At 65.4% G+C, this 16,277-nt stretch carries 15 protein-coding genes; 10 read left to right on the forward strand and 5 right to left on the reverse strand.

Annotated features, from left to right (window positions below; all coding sequences use genetic code 11):
* Window positions 1-8 precede the first annotated feature (8 nt).
* The 7 genes from trpB (at window position 9) to HMPREF3145_RS03600 (ending at window position 5,719) form a co-directional block, all read left to right on the forward strand.
* On the forward strand, window positions 9-1,205 hold the full coding sequence (gene trpB, locus HMPREF3145_RS03570) for a tryptophan synthase subunit beta (protein ID WP_070421889.1): 1,197 nt from the start codon (window positions 9-11) through the stop codon (window positions 1,203-1,205).
* Window positions 1,206-2,021, forward strand: coding sequence for a tryptophan synthase subunit alpha (gene trpA, locus HMPREF3145_RS03575; protein WP_070421890.1), 816 nt, complete (start codon window positions 1,206-1,208; stop codon window positions 2,019-2,021). It abuts the gene before it with no gap.
* Window positions 2,018-2,392: a Rieske (2Fe-2S) protein gene (locus tag HMPREF3145_RS03580; protein ID WP_083279367.1), complete on the forward strand. Its 375-nt coding sequence runs from the start codon at window positions 2,018-2,020 to the stop codon at window positions 2,390-2,392. Before trpA ends, HMPREF3145_RS03580 begins: the two co-directional genes overlap by 4 nt.
* A gap of 24 nt (window positions 2,393-2,416) precedes the next feature.
* Window positions 2,417-3,355, forward strand: coding sequence for a bile acid:sodium symporter family protein (locus HMPREF3145_RS03585; RefSeq protein WP_070421892.1), 939 nt, complete (start codon window positions 2,417-2,419; stop codon window positions 3,353-3,355).
* On the forward strand, window positions 3,352-3,657 hold the full coding sequence (locus HMPREF3145_RS03590) for a hypothetical protein (protein WP_070421893.1): 306 nt from the start codon (window positions 3,352-3,354) through the stop codon (window positions 3,655-3,657). Before HMPREF3145_RS03585 ends, HMPREF3145_RS03590 begins: the two co-directional genes overlap by 4 nt.
* 15 nt (window positions 3,658-3,672) lie before the next feature.
* On the forward strand, window positions 3,673-4,185 hold the full coding sequence (locus HMPREF3145_RS03595) for a hypothetical protein (protein ID WP_070421894.1): 513 nt from the start codon (window positions 3,673-3,675) through the stop codon (window positions 4,183-4,185).
* A gap of 250 nt (window positions 4,186-4,435) precedes the next feature.
* On the forward strand, window positions 4,436-5,719 hold the full coding sequence (locus tag HMPREF3145_RS03600; RefSeq protein ID WP_070421895.1) for an HNH endonuclease signature motif containing protein: 1,284 nt from the start codon (window positions 4,436-4,438) through the stop codon (window positions 5,717-5,719).
* 68 nt (window positions 5,720-5,787) lie between these two features.
* Here HMPREF3145_RS03600 and HMPREF3145_RS03605 read toward each other — a convergent pair whose 3' ends face one another.
* The 5 genes from HMPREF3145_RS03605 to HMPREF3145_RS03625 all read right to left on the reverse strand — a co-directional run bounded on the left by HMPREF3145_RS03605 (window position 5,788) and on the right by HMPREF3145_RS03625 (window position 9,464).
* Window positions 5,788-6,237 carry a hypothetical protein gene (locus HMPREF3145_RS03605; protein WP_070421896.1) on the reverse strand — a complete coding sequence of 150 codons (450 nt, stop codon included), beginning with the start codon at window positions 6,235-6,237 and terminating at the stop codon, window positions 5,788-5,790.
* A gap of 133 nt (window positions 6,238-6,370) precedes the next feature.
* Complete coding sequence (locus HMPREF3145_RS03610; protein WP_070421897.1) at window positions 6,371-6,718, reverse strand: branched-chain amino acid transporter permease; 348 nt, start codon at window positions 6,716-6,718, stop codon at window positions 6,371-6,373.
* Window positions 6,719-7,438 (reverse strand): AzlC family ABC transporter permease, encoded by a 720-nt coding sequence (locus tag HMPREF3145_RS03615; RefSeq protein ID WP_070421898.1) that lies wholly within the window; start codon window positions 7,436-7,438, stop codon window positions 6,719-6,721.
* Complete coding sequence (locus tag HMPREF3145_RS03620; RefSeq protein ID WP_070421899.1) at window positions 7,439-8,047, reverse strand: YqgE/AlgH family protein; 609 nt, start codon at window positions 8,045-8,047, stop codon at window positions 7,439-7,441. It abuts the gene before it with no gap.
* A complete protein-coding gene (locus tag HMPREF3145_RS03625; protein WP_246817497.1) occupies window positions 8,040-9,464 on the reverse strand; it encodes a CCA tRNA nucleotidyltransferase in 1,425 nt (474 codons plus the stop codon). Before HMPREF3145_RS03625 ends, HMPREF3145_RS03620 begins: the two co-directional genes overlap by 8 nt.
* A 129-nt stretch (window positions 9,465-9,593) precedes the next feature.
* On the opposite strand from HMPREF3145_RS03625, the gene HMPREF3145_RS11935 reads away from it, so the two are divergent.
* From HMPREF3145_RS11935 to murJ, 3 genes are read left to right on the forward strand one after another with little or no spacing between them, the layout of a single operon-like run.
* Entirely contained in the window at window positions 9,594-10,370 is a 777-nt protein-coding gene (locus tag HMPREF3145_RS11935; protein WP_083279368.1) for an NUDIX hydrolase, read from the forward strand.
* Entirely contained in the window at window positions 10,367-12,829 is a 2,463-nt protein-coding gene (locus HMPREF3145_RS03635) for a DUF6049 family protein (protein WP_070421901.1), read from the forward strand. Before HMPREF3145_RS11935 ends, HMPREF3145_RS03635 begins: the two co-directional genes overlap by 4 nt.
* Entirely contained in the window at window positions 12,826-16,257 is a 3,432-nt protein-coding gene (gene murJ / locus HMPREF3145_RS03640) for a murein biosynthesis integral membrane protein MurJ (RefSeq protein WP_070421902.1), read from the forward strand. Before HMPREF3145_RS03635 ends, murJ begins: the two co-directional genes overlap by 4 nt.
* The last annotated feature ends 20 nt before the right edge of the window (window positions 16,258-16,277 follow it).

Below are 16,277 nucleotides of genomic sequence, written 5' to 3' on the forward strand. Positions count from 1 at the left end.
GACACCCCATGACTCTCCTCCCTGCGTACTACGGCGAATTCGGCGGACAGTTCGTCCCCGAATCCCTCCTGCCAGCACTCGACCAACTCGAGCAAGCCTTCGTCGACGCGTTTAACGACGAGGCCTTCATGGCCGAATACCGTGCCCTCCTGCGCGACTACCTCGGCCGCCCAACCCCGCTGACCGAATGCCGCAACCTGCCGATCGACGGCAACGCGCGCATCTTCCTCAAACGCGAGGACCTCGTGCACGGCGGCGCCCACAAAACCAACCAGGTAATCGGTCAGGCGCTGCTAGCGAAGAAGATGGGCAAAACCCGCATCATCGCGGAGACCGGCGCCGGCCAACACGGCACTGCAACCGCGCTTGCCTGTGCGCTGCTTGGCCTGGACTGCGTGATCTACATGGGCAAGACCGACATGCAGCGCCAGGCGCCGAACGTCTACCGTATGCGCCTGATGGGCGCGAAAGTCGTCGGCGTGGAATCCGGCGCGGGCACCCTCAAGGACGCGGTGAACGAGGCGCTTCGTGACTGGACCGCAACCTTCCACGAATCCCACTACCTCCTCGGCACGGCTGCCGGCCCGCACCCGTTCCCGAAGATCGTCAAGGAATTCCACCGCGTGATCTCCACCGAGGCGCGCGCCCAGATCCTCGAGCGCACCGGCGCCCTGCCCGACGTGGTCGTCGCCTGCGTCGGCGGCGGCTCCAACGCAATCGGTATGTTCGCCGATTTCATTGACGACGACAGCGTCGAACTGGTCGGCGCCGAACCCGGCGGCGAAGGCTTCGGCCAAGGCAAGCACGGCGCCGCCATCGCCCAGGGCACCATCGGCATCCTGCACGGCACCCGCTCGTACCTCATGCGTGACGACGACGGCCAGGTCGAAGAGTCCTACTCCATCTCCGCCGGCCTGGACTACCCGGCCGTCGGCCCGGAGCACGCCTACCTCGCCCAGTCCGGCCGTGCGAAGTACGTGCCCGTCACCGACGACGAGGCCCTCGACGCCTTCCAGGCCCTATCCCGCCACGAAGGCATCATCCCGGCGCTCGAGTCCTCGCACGCCCTGGCCTACGCCCTGAAGCGCGCCGCCGAGCACCCGGCCGATGCCGAGCCGCTGAACATTCTCGTCGCCCTATCCGGCCGCGGCGACAAGGACATCGCACACGTGCGAGCGACGCTCGCAGATAGAGAGGAAAAGTAAATGTCGCGCTACGAAGAACTCTTTACCAAGGGGGAGGGCGCGTTCGTCCCCTTCATCATGCTGTCCGACCCGAACCCGGATGACGCAGTGGAGATCATCTCCGCCATCGTCGAAGCAGGCGCCGACGCACTCGAGCTCGGCGTGCCGTTCTCCGACCCAGTCGCCGACGGCCCTGCCATCCAGGGCGCCCACGTCCGCGCTCTCCGTGGGGGAGCAACCGTGCAGCAGTCCCTCGACCAGGTGCGCACCATCCGCGAACGCTACCCGGACCTGCCGATCGGCATGCTGATCTACGCCAACGTCGCCCACACTCGCGGCCTCGACCGCTTCTACACCGAGTTCAAGGAGGCCGGCGCCGATAGCGTATTGCTTCCCGACGTCCCCGTGCGCGAGTCTGACCCCTTCACCGCCGCCGCCGAGCGCGCCGGCATCGACCCGATCTTCATCGCCCCGGCAAAGGCCTCCCGCGAGGTCCTCGAGGGCGTGGCCGCTAACTCCCGTGGCTACATTTACGCCATTTCTCGCGACGGCGTCACCGGCGCGGAGAATGAGGCGACGGTGGAGGGCCTGCGTGAGGTCGTCGATAATGTGCAGTCCTTCGGCGGCGCACCGGTGCTGCTCGGCTTCGGCATCTCCCGTCCCGAGCACGTGCGCGACGCGATCGCCGCTGGGGCCGCCGGCGCGATTACCGGGTCGGCGATTACGAACATTATTGATAAGTATGTCGTCGATAATCGTGTGGAAAACATGGACAGGCTGAAACGGGAACTTTCCGACTACGTCAGCGCCATGAAGCAGGCTACGATCGCATCATGACCTGTTCACGTCGCATGTTCCTGCTCGGCACCGCCACCACCTTCGCCGGTGCCTTCCTGGCCGCCTGCGGGGAAGAGGCCCCCGAAGAAATTGCGAAGACCGACGTGCCGGTCGGCTCCGCGGTGATCCTGGACAAGTTCATCATCGCCCAGCCGTCCGCCGGCCAGTTCGTCGCATACTCGGCGGTGTGCCCGCACCAGCAGAAGAAGATCACCAAGGTGGAGGGCGAGACCGTTAAGTGTGTCGCCCACGGTTCCGTCTTCAACATTGCGACCGGCGAGCGCGTCTCCGGCCCCGCCATCTCCGGTCTGCGCGAGGTGGAGGTCATCGAAGCCGGCGACAAGGTCGAAGCCCAAAACCCGGCGAGCTAACCTGCTGGCCGTAGACTCGGCCACATGAAGAAGCTCGATCCTCTCCTCGTCGGCATCGTTGTTGCTGCGATCCTCGCCTTCGTCGTGCCGGCGCGCGGCGCGTTCGCGGACGGCTTTGGGGTGGCCGTCAAACTCGCGATCGCGCTGCTCTTTTTCCTCTACGGCGCACGCCTATCGACGCAAGAAGCCCTCCGGGGCCTCACCAACTGGCGCCTCCATGCCCTCATCCTCGCGTTTACCTTCGTGGCATACCCGCTGATCGGTCTGCTCGCGCGACCTACCACCGGGCTCATCTCCGAGGACCTCTACCAGGGCCTACTCTTCATGACCCTCGTTCCGTCCACCGTCCAGTCCTCCGTGGCGCTGACCGGCATCGCACGCGGCAACGTGTCCGGTGCTGTTGTGGCGGCGTCGGTGTCGTCGTTGGTGGGTGTCGTCGCTACGCCATTGCTCGTGATGTGGCTGATGGGCGCAGGCGACGGCGTGCACATCGACACCACCGTGTTCACCGACATCGCCCTCCAACTCCTCCTGCCGTTCATGCTCGGCCAGTTGGCGCACAAGCGGCTGGGGGAGTTGGCCAAGTCGAAGGCCACCAAGATCGTCGACCGCGGCTCCATCTGGATGGTCGTCTATTCCGCCTTTTCCAAGGGTGTCGTCTCCGGCGTGTGGTCGAACGTGACCGCGCTTGAGATCGTGCTGCTGATTGTGTTCTCCGTGGTGCTGGTCTTCGCCATGCTGTGGCTGACCCGCGTCGTGCCACAGGCGCTGCGATTCCCGCGCGAGGACGTCGTGGCCGTGCAGATGTGTGGCACACAGAAATCTCTTGCGACCGGCTTGCCGATGGCTACCGTCATCTTCGGCGGTGCCCAACTCGGCGTGTTGATCATCCCGCTGATGATCTATCACATGGCACAGTTGATGATCTGTTCCGCTTACGTCTCCAGAAAGAGTTTCACGTGAAACATTACGTCCGCATCCACTACAACGTCCCCGAACTTGGCGGCGAGCTGCTGAATATCGCTGAGCTGGAGGAGGTGTCGTCGCAAAGCTGCACCATGCTCCGCATGATCGAACTCGACCCCGCCGAGACCATCACCGGCATCTACGTCGACGGACGCGTCATCGGGCAGGCCAACCAACCCATGGGCACCGTGCCACACCCGCGCACCTACGACGCGATGGAAGGCATCACCGCCCGCCACCTCACCGCCGACGAATTCGAAGGCCTCTGGAGCGAAGCCCGAGCGAAGTTCCCGCACTAGCTTTATTCTTCGCCTATGGGTAGCTTTTTCGACACCATAGGCCCCTTGCTGCCTGGCCCGCTCCAGATCATCGCGTTCTATGGCCAGATTTTCCTCCCGATCCTGGTGCTGTTTTTCATCGCCCGGATGATCTTCCCGGGCCGCGCACCCATCGGATTCCGCCGCGACCTTATCGACGGCGTCATCCGCACCATCCACATCACCCCGCACATCCCGGGTGTGGACTCGACCGTCAGATACATGTCCGTTGCGACGATCGAGGCCACCACGCCCAATGGGGTAGTGAAGTACAAGGACATCCCCGCCAGTCCCGGTGCCCTCCCCAGCGCGGTTCGTCGGCAGATTTTCAAGCGCCCCCTAAGCCAGCGCTCGCATCGGATCGACGTCGGCGACACGCTCAAAGCCCGCGAGATCCGCCGCCAGATCCAGAGTGGCGGCTACGACTTCACCCTGCCGCAGCCGGTCCGCGTGAAACTCGTCCCGCCGAAGAAGGAAGGCAAGCGCCTCTGGTACCGCGTGGTGAATTAGTTGGTGCGTCCCCACTTGTCCGCAATGTGGAGTTGCGGATGCTTGACGACGACCCCACGCGCCCGAATTCGTTGGGCCTCCCCAACGATTGGCGCGGCCGGGATTGTCCGCAATGCGGAGTTGTTCCGTTCGGTTTTAGTGCGTTTTATAGCGCACATAGAAAACATTGTTTGTGCAGGTCACAGCCGTGTCGTGGCGGGTTGTATGCTTTGCTTTATCGAACATACATACGGCCTTAAGGGGGACCACAATGACAACGGCAGTGGAGGAGAAGTGCACTGAACCTAGTGCGTTTGCGGAGTTGCTTACGGATGCAATCGAGCAGTCGCACAGAAGCATGACGCGTTGTAAGGCGGAGCTGTTGTCGTCGATACGCGCGTTTGAGGAGGGCGGTTTCGCACCGCAGATGGGGGCACGGACCACGGCGCAGTTTCTGACGCGTCGCCTGGGGATCTCGATCTCCACAGCGCACGAATATGTCCACGTCGGCTGCCGCCTCGGCGAGTTTCTGTACCTTCAGCAGCAGTTCTCTGCGGGCAAGATCAGCTACTCGGTGGTTCGCTTGCTGCTTCGCTACCTAACCCCGGCGGTAGAGCGCCAACTTGTCGACATGGCCCTGGAACTCGGCTACCACGAACTCGAAATCGCACTCAGTGGATACGACAAACCAGGGAATGGTGATAGCGAGAAACCGGACCACTACCTGCGCGTACACACCCGCGATAACGGCGAGATTGCCCTCCACGGGGTGCTCAACGCCTCGGATGGCGCCGCGTTCATCGCCGCGCTGAAACTCGGGGAGATCGCCTACTACGAGATGGAGGAAATGCTCGAGGATGCATTGCGCCACGAAGACGGTCGGGTCGCCGAGCTCTCCATCAGGGACATGCTGCAGAAGGCCGACGCCGTCGAACCCGCAAAGAAGGCACGCAAGACCGCCTCGGGCTATGGCATGCCGATCGGCCGAATGCTGCTGCAGGCCTTCATGGGCATGGTGCACATGACGCGGAGCCAGCCCAAAAGCGCGCTGACAACGCCAGGCGCACACGTCAACGTTCTGGTGACTAAGGACGGCCGCGCCTACATGCCCAACAACGTCGGCGCACGCTCCGAGGCACTGGTTGGATTGATCGCGAACGCTGACCTGCGCGTTTCTACTGTCGACGACGACGGCCTGATCATCAACACCGGCCGCTCTTCCCGCTTCGCGACGCCGGGACAGGTCAACGCCCTGCTCACGATGTGGGGCGGGCAATGTGCCGCTCCCGGTTGCACGCACTCCCGCTTCATCGAAATCCACCACATCAAGGAATGGTCCGAGGGCGGTATGACCGATCTAGAAAACCTGCTGCCACTCTGTTCCGCCTGCCACTCCTTGGTTACCGATGGCTACCTCGAAACCGTCAAGGACGGCAGCGACGTGCACTTCATCTACCAAGACGGTACCCGCTACGTCTCGGAGAACTATTCACTCCCACGCCGCCGCGACAACGCCGAAACCTGGGCAGAAAGCGGGGGCGGATTCGATGACTAAGCGCAACCAAAGCAGAGAAAAACTCCCCTCCGCGCGGGAGAGGAGTCAAGCGTTAAAGCCGAGAAGACTTAGAACGGGAGCTGGACACCCGGGATGACGCCTGCGTAAGCAGCGCCACCGAGGACAGCGAGAACCAGAGCAGCGATGCCAGTGCCGAGAAGAATCTCGAACGTGGTGCCGACCTTGTAACCGTTATTGGCGTCGTTCTTAAACGAGCTCTTCAGCGGTCCATTGGCAGCATCCGTGAACTTATGCGTCTTGTTTTCCTGATCGCGCTGGTACATGCTGCGAACCGAGGAGGTCAGACCCTCGTTGTTCGTCAAGCCCTTCTCGTTTGCTCCCTCGACAAAGCCAGCACCAAAAAAGTATTCGCCAAGCTCTTTGTCCGAAACTGCCGAGGATCCACCAGGCTTATTCAGGCCGCGGAGGTAGACGACATCATCAGCAGCGTGAGCCGGGACAGTGGCGAGGGACAGGGCGGTGGTTGCTGCCAGGACAGCTGCGGCGGTGCGCTTCATGGGAAACTCCTGAAGTAGAGCGGATAAAAGTGAGCCAAGTAACTTGACAACCGCAATTAAAGCACAGCCAACAACCTGTGACCAAACGTAATTTAACCGTAACGTTATTGGCTTACCTGGCGATATAAGCGCTCTACACCACCAGATTCACCAGCAGCATGTACACGGCGGTGCCGGCGAAGATGGAGAGGTCGGCGCGGCGTCGCCAGGCGTGGAGCACGAACGTAATCACCAAAGCCGCGAGGGCGGACCAGAAGCGGCCGGGGTTTCCGGCTTCGCCGGCGATGGTGTACACGACCAGGACGGTCATCACGCCGACGGGCATGAGGACGGCAAGGAAGTCGATGAACGGGCTGCCCTTGAGGTACCGCGTGAGCGCGAACGGCAGGGCGCGCAGCAGGAACGTCACGATGCCGGCCGGGATGATCACGGCGGCCGCCATGCCGAGGGTGACGCCGTCGGGGAGTCCGAGGGTGCTCATTTATTTCACCTGCCAGGTGAGGAGGTCGTCGATACGCGGTGCCCAGAACCGCAGCAACAGCACGCCGAAGTAGGCGAGGAGGCCGATGATGATCATCTGGTCGGGGAAGATGAACGCCGCGACCACGGCCAGCGCGCCGGCGATGAGTGGGGCGGAGAGGTCCTTGCTGCTTTGGAATGCCTCGTAGGCGAGGACGGCGAACAGGGCGGTGAGAGCGAATTCGAAGCCTTCGATGTCCTCTGGGATGAGGTTGCCCACGAGCGCGCCGATGATGCCCGGCAGGATCCACGATGCGTTGATCAGCATCGCGCTGGTCATCAAGCGGGCATGAGTCAGGCGCGTGCCATTAGCGACGAGCGTGGACGTCAGGGCGTAGAGCTCATCGGTCACGCCGTAGGTGAGGTACAGGCGCGGCAGGCCCGGGCGCGCGACGTCGCGGGGGAAGGTGAGGCCGTAGAAGATGTGGCGGAAGTTCACCATGAACGCGGTCAGCGCGGAGGAGAAGATGCCAAACCCGCTGGTCACCATGCTGATGGCGAGGAATTCCATCGAGCCGGAATAGATAATGACGGAGAAGATCGGAGCCCACCACCATGCGAAACCGGCTTGCGTAACCAGCAACCCGAACGCCAGCCCGAGCGGCACCAAACCGAGGCAGACGAGCCATGAGTCCTTCAGGCCGAGGCGGATCTGCCGCTTTGTTTCACGTGAAACACCCAATTAGTTGTCCTCCAGATTCGCCGGGAAGGTGGCGAACAGAGGCAAGGGCATTGCTTGGCGACGCATCACGTCCCCCCACAAATCCGCACCCGCCGGAGCGATCACGTCGGAGGGCAGTGCGGGGGCGACAAACCAGTCGCCGCGGAGGATCTCGTCGTCGAGTTGGCCCGGCTCCCACTCGGCGTAGCCGGCGAAGATGCGGACGCCGTCGATGTCGGCGGAGACAAGCTCCGGTTCAACGTTGAGGTTGAGCAGCACGAGGCGGTTGGCCATGCGCTGGAAGTAAGGGTTGGCGTCGATGTCCACGCCGGGGGAGGTGACGCCGAGGCAGACTGCGGCCTCGGGGCGGACGGGACCGCCAATGTGCACGGCCTGGGGCTTGGCAGCGAGGTCGGCCCACGCGGGGATCACGTTGGCAAGCGCTGTTTCGCTGCGTCGGTTCAACACGACGCCGAGGGTGCGATCCGCGCTCTGCTCGATGATGAGCACCACGGTGCGGGCGAACTCGGGGGAGTACATGCCGGGTGCGGCGACGAGCAGCATGCCGGGTTCGGGGTCAGTGCGCTCGAGGGCGTTGAAGAGGCGATCGGCGTAGAAGTACTCAGGCATTCTCGTTCTCCCACCAGGTTTTGAGTTCGGCGACGGCCTCGTCGTGGTCGAGCTCGCCACGCTCGAGGCGCAGTTCCTTCAGATACTTCCACGCCTTGCCAACCTCCGGGCCCGGTTTGAGGCCGAGGATCTCCATGATCTCGTTGCCGTCGAGGTCCGGGCGCACGCGAGCGAGGTCCTCCTTGGCGGCGATGTCGGCGATGCGCTCCTCCAGGTGGTCGTAGGTGCGCTGGAGGCGCGCGGCCTTCCTGGGGTTGCGGGTGGTGCAGTCGGCCCGAACGAGTTTGTGAAGCTTAGGCAGCAATTCGCCGGCGTCGGTGACGTAACGGCGCACGGCAGAATCGGTCCACTGCCCCTCGCCGAAGCCGTGGAAACGCATGTGCAAGAACACGAGCTGGCCCACGTCGGAAATGACGTGCTTCGGGTACTTCAGGGCCTTGAGGCGCTTGCGGGTCATCTTCGCGCCGACCACTTCGTGGTGGTAGAAGGTCACGCCGCCGCCTTCCTTCGGCGCGCGAGTGGCGGGTTTGCCGATGTCGTGCATGAGCGCCGCCCAGCGCAGCTTCAGGTCAGGGCCTTCGTCCGAGTCTTCAAGTTCGGTGGCCTGGCGCAGCACGGTCAGGGAGTGGCGGTAGACGTCCTTGTGCTGCATGTGCTCGTCGGTCTCGAGTTGCAGGGCGGGGATCTCGGGCAGGATGTACTCGGCAACACCGGTGGCCACGAGCAGGTCAATGCCCTCCCAGGGACGTGCGCCAAGCATGAGTTTGTCTAGCTCGGCCTGGACGCGCTCGGCGGTGATGCGCTCGATCTCGCTTGCCATGTCGCGCATCGCATCGAAGACGCGGTCGGCCACCGTAAAGCCCAGTTGGGAGACGAAGCGGGCGGCGCGCAGCATGCGCAGCGGGTCGTCGCGGAACGACACTTCCGGCTCCTGCGGGGTGTCCAGCACGCCCACGACCAGGTCAGACAGGCCGTTGACGGGGTCGTGGAAGGTGGGGGCGAGGTGGTCGTCGACAAGCGAGAGCTCGATGGCCATCGCGTTGCAGGCGAAGTCGCGGCGCACGAGGTCGCCTTCGAGGGTGTCGCCGAAGGTGACTTCGGGGTTGCGGGTGACGCCGTCGTAAAGATCGGAGCGGAACGTCGTAATTTCCACGGTTTCGCCGTGCCGGATCGCGGAGACGGTGCCGAACTCGATGCCGGTGTCCCACACTTTCTCGCCCCACTCCGCGAGAATTTCCTGGATAACCGCAGGTCGGGCGGAGGTAGTGAAGTCCAAATCGTGCACCCCGCGGCCCAGCATGGCGTCGCGGACGGAACCGCCGACAATATATAAGGACTCGCCGCGCTCGGCGAAGAGTCGGGCAAGCGGCTCCAGCAGGGCAGATTGCTTCTCGACGACCCCCTGCGCTCGGGCCATCAACGCGGCGGGGGCAAGTGGGTCGTTCGGATCGGGCATGTCGAAAAGCTTTGTCACCTTGGACACGATACCCGCCACCCCCGCGCGTGGAGTACCACAACCGGCCTGAAGCCGGATAGCATGGCACGAATGAGTGACAACACGCGGCCTGTACCGGGTCCCCCCAGCGGTAAGGGGGGATCCGGCGGGCGGCGTCGTCCGCGGAAGCGCCGCGGCGGCCAGAATAAAAACCAGCAGGGCCAAGACAAGAACCAATCAGAAGACGGCGACAAGCCGAAGAAGAAGCAACACCGTCGCCGTAACCCGAACAACCGCCGGAGGGGCGGGCGCGGGAATCAGCGGAACCGAAACCGGAACCAGCATCGCCGTCATTCGCAGTACAACCGCCAGCACGATTCTTCGATGGAGGTGCGCGACGAGACCTCAGCCGGTGGTCTGGTGGTCTCCGGTATGGCGGAGGCTGTCGGCCCGGACGGCAAGGTAGACATGAGCCGCATCTACGTCGCGCTGATTGGCCGGCTGGATCGCCGTGGGCGGTTGTTGTGGTCGATGCCGAAGGGCCACGTCGAGGATGGCGAGCACCAGTGGCGCACCGCAGAGCGTGAGGTCTGGGAGGAGACCGGTATTACCGGCGAGGCCTTCGACACCCTGGGCACCATTGATTACTGGTTTGTGTCCGACGGAGTGCGGATCCACAAGACGGTGCACCACAACCTGCTGCGGTTTGTGGACGGCGTGTTTAACGACGAAGACCCGGAGGTCACCGAAGTGGCCTGGGTGCCCATGAGCGAGTTGATGGAGCACCTTGCGTATGCCGACGAGCGCAAACTGGCGCGTATCGCGTTTGACCGGATGCCTGAGCTGGCGCGGAAGGAAGTCGCCGCCGGAAGGTCTACCCCGCGATGATTCGGCCGATTTCCCGTCTAGCTGCGGCCGCGGTTGCGGTGGCGCTGGCGGTCCCGTCAGCGACCCCGGCTCGCGCGGTGCCTGCGGTGCCGGTGAGCCCGAAGAACCCTGAGGTTGCGGAGCAGTGGGTCAACCCGGCGGTGCGCCCGGGTGAGGGCCAGCTCGCGCGCGTGTCGCTTATCGACGCCCCCGCGGTCGTCTCCGCGCACGATCCGTTTCACGTGAAACTTCGCGTGACCAATCAGACCGACACAACCCTCGAGGGCCTCAAAGTGCTCACGCGTCGCGCCGCGCCGGTGGGCTCCGTCTCCGAGCAGCGCGTGGCCGCCGTCGCCGGGGTGGGGGAGTACAGCGTTGTGGGCGACGAGGTGGTCGTGGATACCCGGCTGCGCCCCGGCGAAAGCGCCGAGCTGTCGCTGCAGATGACCGCGCCCGGCGGCATCGGCGCGTACCCGATGATGCTGCAACTTATCGACGACACCAGCGCCACCCTGGACACCGACCGCTTCCACTTGGCCGTGCGCGGGTCGGCCGACGACGTCGAACCGGGCGGGCTGACCGCCCTGTACCCGGTCTCCGCTCCGGTGAATATCGTGCCGGGAGAGACCGGCGAGGCCCCCGAGGACCCGCCGCTGGTGCTGCAGAGCGACGCACTGGCGGAACAACTCGCACCCGGCGGGCGCTTGGACACCCTGGTGGAGCAGTACCGCAAGGCGGTGGAAACCCCTGAGGTTGGCTACGCCACCTGCATGGCGCTCGACCCGGCGCTGGTGGACACAGTGGACCGCATGACCGGCGGCTACACCGTCAGTGATTCGCGCCCCGCCGTGGTGGAGGAACCGAAGCGTCTGCGCGACAGCTGGGGTTCGAACGACGACACGCACCGCACCCCAGGTTCCGGGGCCGAGGACGCGAAGGCGTGGCTGGACAAAGTGCGCGAGATCGCCGCGACCGGCTGCACCGTGGCGCTGCCGTGGGCGAACGCGGACCTCAACGCAGTGGCGCGTACGGGTGATCCGTGGCTGATGCGCGAGGCCGTCGAGCGCGGACCGTTTGTGCTGCAGCGGGTGCTGGGCACGGAAGGCACGATCAATACGGTGGTCGCCGGCACCGGCTACATCGAGCCGGGCGCCGGGCCAGCACTTGGCTGGGCGGACCACACCCGCTCCACGGTGTTCGACGGCGGGATGCACGCCGCGTGGGAGGCGGCCCAAGCTGACAGCGCGCCCGACGCCGAAGCCAACTCCCACCAGAGCGCGCTCGAACGCGCGGAGCTCGCAGACTTCTCGGGCGCGGCGGCGCCGGTGCCGGAGGTGCCGGTGCAGGTGCTCGTCGCAAAGCCTGCGGATGCGCAACGTTTCACGTGGAACACTGCCGGCGTGATGGAGGTCGGGTACCAGGATTCGCTGGCCGCGGTGCTAGCGGCGACGGGGGAGCACCCGGACACGCCGGGGTATTCCAACCCGGGCCTGCGTTTCGACTACACCCGGGATTCCAATACCGCGCGCGATGTGAACGCCGCAGCAGCGATGCGGCTTGCCGCCCAGAGCGCCACCACGGGTGAGGGCGACGCACCGACCCAACCCGTGATGATCAACCCGCCGGCAACGTGGGACGCGAAAACCGCCGCGGTGCTCCTGGGCACGGTCGCGGGCCTGATCGCCGACGGAACCTCCCGCCCGATCTCGTTCGGCGACTACCTCGCCGCCCCGCCGGAGGTCCCACCCGCCGACACCACGGCCACATTCTCGGACCCCGCCGCCTTCACCGACGCGGAAATCCTGCAGGTCACGCAACAAAACAGCTTCATCAACGACATCACCGCGCTCATGGCAAACGACCCCGCCATCGCGCTGACCCGCTACGGCTTCACCCTGCCACTGCGCCGCGACATGCTCGTCGCGCTCAGCACCAACAGACGCAGGGCACTTTCGCTTTACGACGACGCCGTGCGCGCCACCGGCGACCGCCTCGCCGCCAGCCGGGCAACGCTGAACGATCTGCGCGATTCCGTGACGTTGATCCCGCCGGGGAACGTGTACACCAGGGCGTCGTCGTCAAGCCCACTGCTCATCGTCGCCCAAAACGGAATGCCGCTGCCGGTGCAAACCCAGATCCGCTACTGGGGGCCCGACGGCGCGAAACTGAACGTGCCGGGGACGCTGAAGATCCCCGCACGCGGCTCCGTCACCGTCCAGATGACCGCCGACCTGCCCGACAACAACCGCGGCACCGACCTGCAGCTTTACCTCGCGGGTGCCTCGGCCCAACCGATCTCGCGCCCGGTGGACATCTCCGTGCGCACCGCCGGGCTCCAACTCGGCGGGTGGGCGCTCGCCGGCGCGCTGATCGCCGCGATGCTAGCGCTCCTGCTCATCACCCGCAGGAAAGCACCGCCGAACAGGCGCCCAACCAAACGCCCACCACCCAGCAACCCACGTGAACGGAGACAGCCGTGACAGCACAGGACAACAGCCAGCCCGAGGCTGGCCTGCGCCGCCGCATCGTCGCCCCGGCACCCCCGGCGCCAGTACCGGCCCCGCGCGAGCCGAAGCCGCCCACCCCGGCGGCAACCGGCCTGCCGGACAAGTCCCTGCTGACCACCAGCCCCAAGGGCGAGACCATCGCCCCGCCGCCGACGGCTGACGACGCCGCCGCTGTCGCCACAGCCGCGACAAGCGTTGCGGTCGCCGAGCCCACCGAGCCTGCCGAGGACACCGAACCGAGCGACGGCGAAAAAGTCGTCCGCGCCACCGGCTCGATGGCAATTGCCACGCTGATCTCGCGCATCACCGGCTTCATCCGCACCGTGCTCATCGGTGCGGCGCTCGGCGAGGTTGTCGCCTCCGCGTTCAACACCGCCAACACGCTGCCGAACCTGATCACCGAGATCGTGCTCGGATCGGTGCTCACCGCACTGGTCGTGCCGGTGCTGGTCCGCGCGGAGAAAGAGGACGCCGACCACGGTGCCGCCTTTATCCGTCGCCTGTTCACGCTCACGCTGACGCTGATGACGGTGGTCACGCTGCTCGCCGTCGTCGGTGCGCCGTGGCTGACCGAGATGATGCTGGACGAGGACTCCACAGGCAACCTCGTCCAAACCACATCCTTTGCCTACCTGCTGCTGCCGCAGATCTTCTTCTACGGCATGTTCTCCCTGTTCATGGCCATCCTGAACACGAAGGAACACTTCCGGCCGGGCGCGTGGGCGCCGGTGGCGAACAACGTCGTCTCCATCGCGGTGCTGGTGGCGTATATGGCGTTGCCGGGGACGTTGAATCCGGCAGCGCCGTCGTCGATAAGCAATCCGCACGTCCTGCTGCTTGGCCTGGGCACCACCGCGGGCGTGGTGGTGCAGTGCCTGATCATGCTGCCCGCGCTGCGGAAACTGGGCATCGACCTGCGGCCGCTGTGGGGTATCGACGAGCGCCTCAAGCAGTTCGGCGGCATGGCCCTGGCGATCATCACCTATGTGGCGATCAGCCAGTTCGGCTACGTCATCACCACCCGCATCGCGTTCGCGGCGGACCCGGCGGCACAGTTCATCTACCAACAGCACTGGATGCTGCTGCAGATGCCGTACGGCATCATCGGCGTGACGCTGCTGACGGCGATCATGCCGCGCCTGTCGCGCAACGCCGCCGACGGCGACGACAAGGCTGTCGTGCACGACCTGACCATGGGCACCAAACTGACGTTTATCGCCCTGCTGCCGATCATCGTGTTCATGACGGCGCTCGGCCCCGACATCGCCAGCGCCCTGTTCGCCTACGGCTCATTTAGCGACGAAGCCGCCTACACCCTCGGCCTAACCATCAGCGCCGCCGCGTTCACACTCATCCCGTACGCACTGGTCATGCTGCACCTGCGTGTGTTCTACGCGCGCGAGGAGGCCTGGACGCCAACGTTCATCATCGCCGGCATCACCGGCACCAAAATTGCGCTGTCCATGCTGGCGCCGACCATCGCGAGCGAGCCGGGCCACGTGGTCATCCTGCTGGGTGCCGCGAACGGGTTCGGCTTCGTGGCCGGCGCGATCATCGGTGCGCTGCTACTGCGCCGCAAGCTTGGCACCCTGCAGTTCCGTGAGGTGCTACGCACGTCCCTGTGGGCCATCGGTGCGTCCGCCGTCGGTGTTGCCGCGGTGTTCGGCGTGCGCTGGTTGCTTCGCGACGTCGCCGGCCTCCACCTCCCGGAAGCCCTTGGGCGCATGATCGGTGCGCCGTCGCTGGGATCGCTGATCGAGATCGCATTGCTCGGCGTGCTGTTCCTCATCGTCACCGGCGTCGTGCTGTCGCGCTCCGGCCTGCCTGAGGTGCAGAACCTGGGCTCCGCCGTGGGCCGCATCCCGGGCCTGGGCCGGTTCATCACCGCGGATGCCGACCGCGGCCTCGAAGTGGGCCAGGTCGACCCGCGCGAAATGTCCAACCAGTTCCTCGCCGCCGACACCTTCAACGCCTCCCCGGTACCGCCGCCGATGTCCGCCGGTGTCGTCCGCGGCCCGCGCCTCGTGCCCGGTGCGTCCGTGTCCGACGGCCGGTTCCGCCTCATCCGCGACCACGGCGCCACCTCCAGCGCCCGCTTCTGGCAGGCGCGCGAGATTGCCACTGGCCGCGACGTCGCGCTGACGTTCGTGGACACCACCGGTGCCGCCCCCATGGCGCCCGCCACCCCGCGCGAGGCCGCCCTGCAGGCCGCGGGCATCGCGCGCCGTACCCGCCAGCTGGTCAACATGCACCTGCCGGCGCTGCCGGACCACGTGGAGATCCTGTCGTTCCGCTCCGGCGCCGTCGTGGTGTCCGACTGGATCGAGGGCTCCTCGGTGAAGGCTGTTGCGGAGTCGGGCCAGACGCTGCACACGGAGGCCGTCGCCAATGCACTCGTGCCGCTGGCTGCTGCGCTGGCCACCGCGCACGAGGCCGGCGTGCCGCTGGGTCTGGACAACCGCCAGCAGTTGCGCATTGATACAGACGGCATCGTGCGCCTCGCATTCCCGGCCGTCCTGCCGGATGCGACAAAGCCGACCGACGCCGAGGCGTTCGCCGCCGCCCTGGAGTTGCTGACCTCCAACGTCACCTCCGACGACCTTGCCGAGATCACCGCACGCACGCGAGCGCTTGTCGACGCCGACGCCGTCGACCAAGCCGCCTTCCGCGAAATCGCCACCGCCCTGAAGGAAGCAGCCAACCTGCCGGGCTCGCGCCGCCACAGCGAGGAAGACGACACCCCGACCGACACCATCCCCGTCGTCGAGGTGCCCGAGTCCGTCGAGCCCGTGCCCGAGCACGTGGAGGACCCGGACGTCATCCACGGTGGCTTCGGCAGCGGCCGCACCAAGCCGTTGACAATCGCGCTGGTCACCCTGGTGGCCGTGGCTGCCGCAGTGGCGATCGGTGTGCTGACGACCTACCTGGTGGACATCGTCTCCGGGGAGGAAGAAGAGGAAGCCGTCGCGACATCCTCCGTGGCGCCCGCCCCACGCGTACCCGTGCTCATCGCACCGCTGGAGGCTGTTGCTGACTCTGCTGACTCTGCTGGCTCTTCCGGCTCTGATGCTCACGCCGCCGTTGACGGTGATCGGGCCACGAAGTGGGAGGTCGGAGGGGATCTCGTCGTCAAGCAAAGCAACGGTCAGCCGTTCGACCTCGAGCAAGTGCTTATCGACGCCTCCGGCGCAACCGGCGCAACCTTCACCATCTCCGGCGTGCCCGCGGGTGGTCAAGCGCCTGTGGTGCTGTCGGAGGGCACGGTGCGCACCGGCCAGATCAGTGCCGATGTGGACTACACCGGCGCGCTGACCGAGGTCATCATCTCCTTCACCCCGGCGGAACAGAAACCGCTCGAAATTTCGGAAGTTTCGTTGGCAGGGCATGTGGATGTCCAATAGATTGTGCAATTGACCCCTTC

The sequence above is a fragment of the Corynebacterium sp. HMSC05C01 genome (genome assembly GCF_001807155.1).
In the GTDB taxonomy this organism is placed as follows: Bacteria; Actinomycetota; Actinomycetes; order Mycobacteriales; family Mycobacteriaceae; genus Corynebacterium; species Corynebacterium coyleae.

Excerpts from the sequence above, each read along its gene's own strand:
- trpB (WP_070421889.1), top strand. The coding sequence starts at position 9 with ATGACTCTCCTCCCTGCGTACTACGGCGAATTCGGCGGACAGTTCGTC.
- trpA (WP_070421890.1), top strand. The coding sequence starts at position 1,206 with ATGTCGCGCTACGAAGAACTCTTTACCAAGGGGGAGGGCGCGTTCGTC.
- HMPREF3145_RS03580 (WP_083279367.1), top strand. The coding sequence starts at position 2,018 with ATGACCTGTTCACGTCGCATGTTCCTGCTCGGCACCGCCACCACCTTC.
- HMPREF3145_RS03585 (WP_070421892.1), top strand. The coding sequence starts at position 2,417 with ATGAAGAAGCTCGATCCTCTCCTCGTCGGCATCGTTGTTGCTGCGATC.
- HMPREF3145_RS03595 (WP_070421894.1), top strand. The coding sequence starts at position 3,673 with ATGGGTAGCTTTTTCGACACCATAGGCCCCTTGCTGCCTGGCCCGCTC.
- HMPREF3145_RS03600 (WP_070421895.1), top strand. The coding sequence starts at position 4,436 with ATGACAACGGCAGTGGAGGAGAAGTGCACTGAACCTAGTGCGTTTGCG.
- HMPREF3145_RS03605 (WP_070421896.1), bottom strand. The coding sequence starts at position 6,237 with ATGAAGCGCACCGCCGCAGCTGTCCTGGCAGCAACCACCGCCCTGTCC.
- HMPREF3145_RS03610 (WP_070421897.1), bottom strand. The coding sequence starts at position 6,718 with ATGAGCACCCTCGGACTCCCCGACGGCGTCACCCTCGGCATGGCGGCC.
- HMPREF3145_RS03620 (WP_070421899.1), bottom strand. The coding sequence starts at position 8,047 with ATGCCTGAGTACTTCTACGCCGATCGCCTCTTCAACGCCCTCGAGCGC.
- HMPREF3145_RS03625 (WP_246817497.1), bottom strand. The coding sequence starts at position 9,464 with ATGGCCCGAGCGCAGGGGGTCGTCGAGAAGCAATCTGCCCTGCTGGAG.
- HMPREF3145_RS11935 (WP_083279368.1), top strand. The coding sequence starts at position 9,594 with ATGAGTGACAACACGCGGCCTGTACCGGGTCCCCCCAGCGGTAAGGGG.
- HMPREF3145_RS03635 (WP_070421901.1), top strand. The coding sequence starts at position 10,367 with ATGATTCGGCCGATTTCCCGTCTAGCTGCGGCCGCGGTTGCGGTGGCG.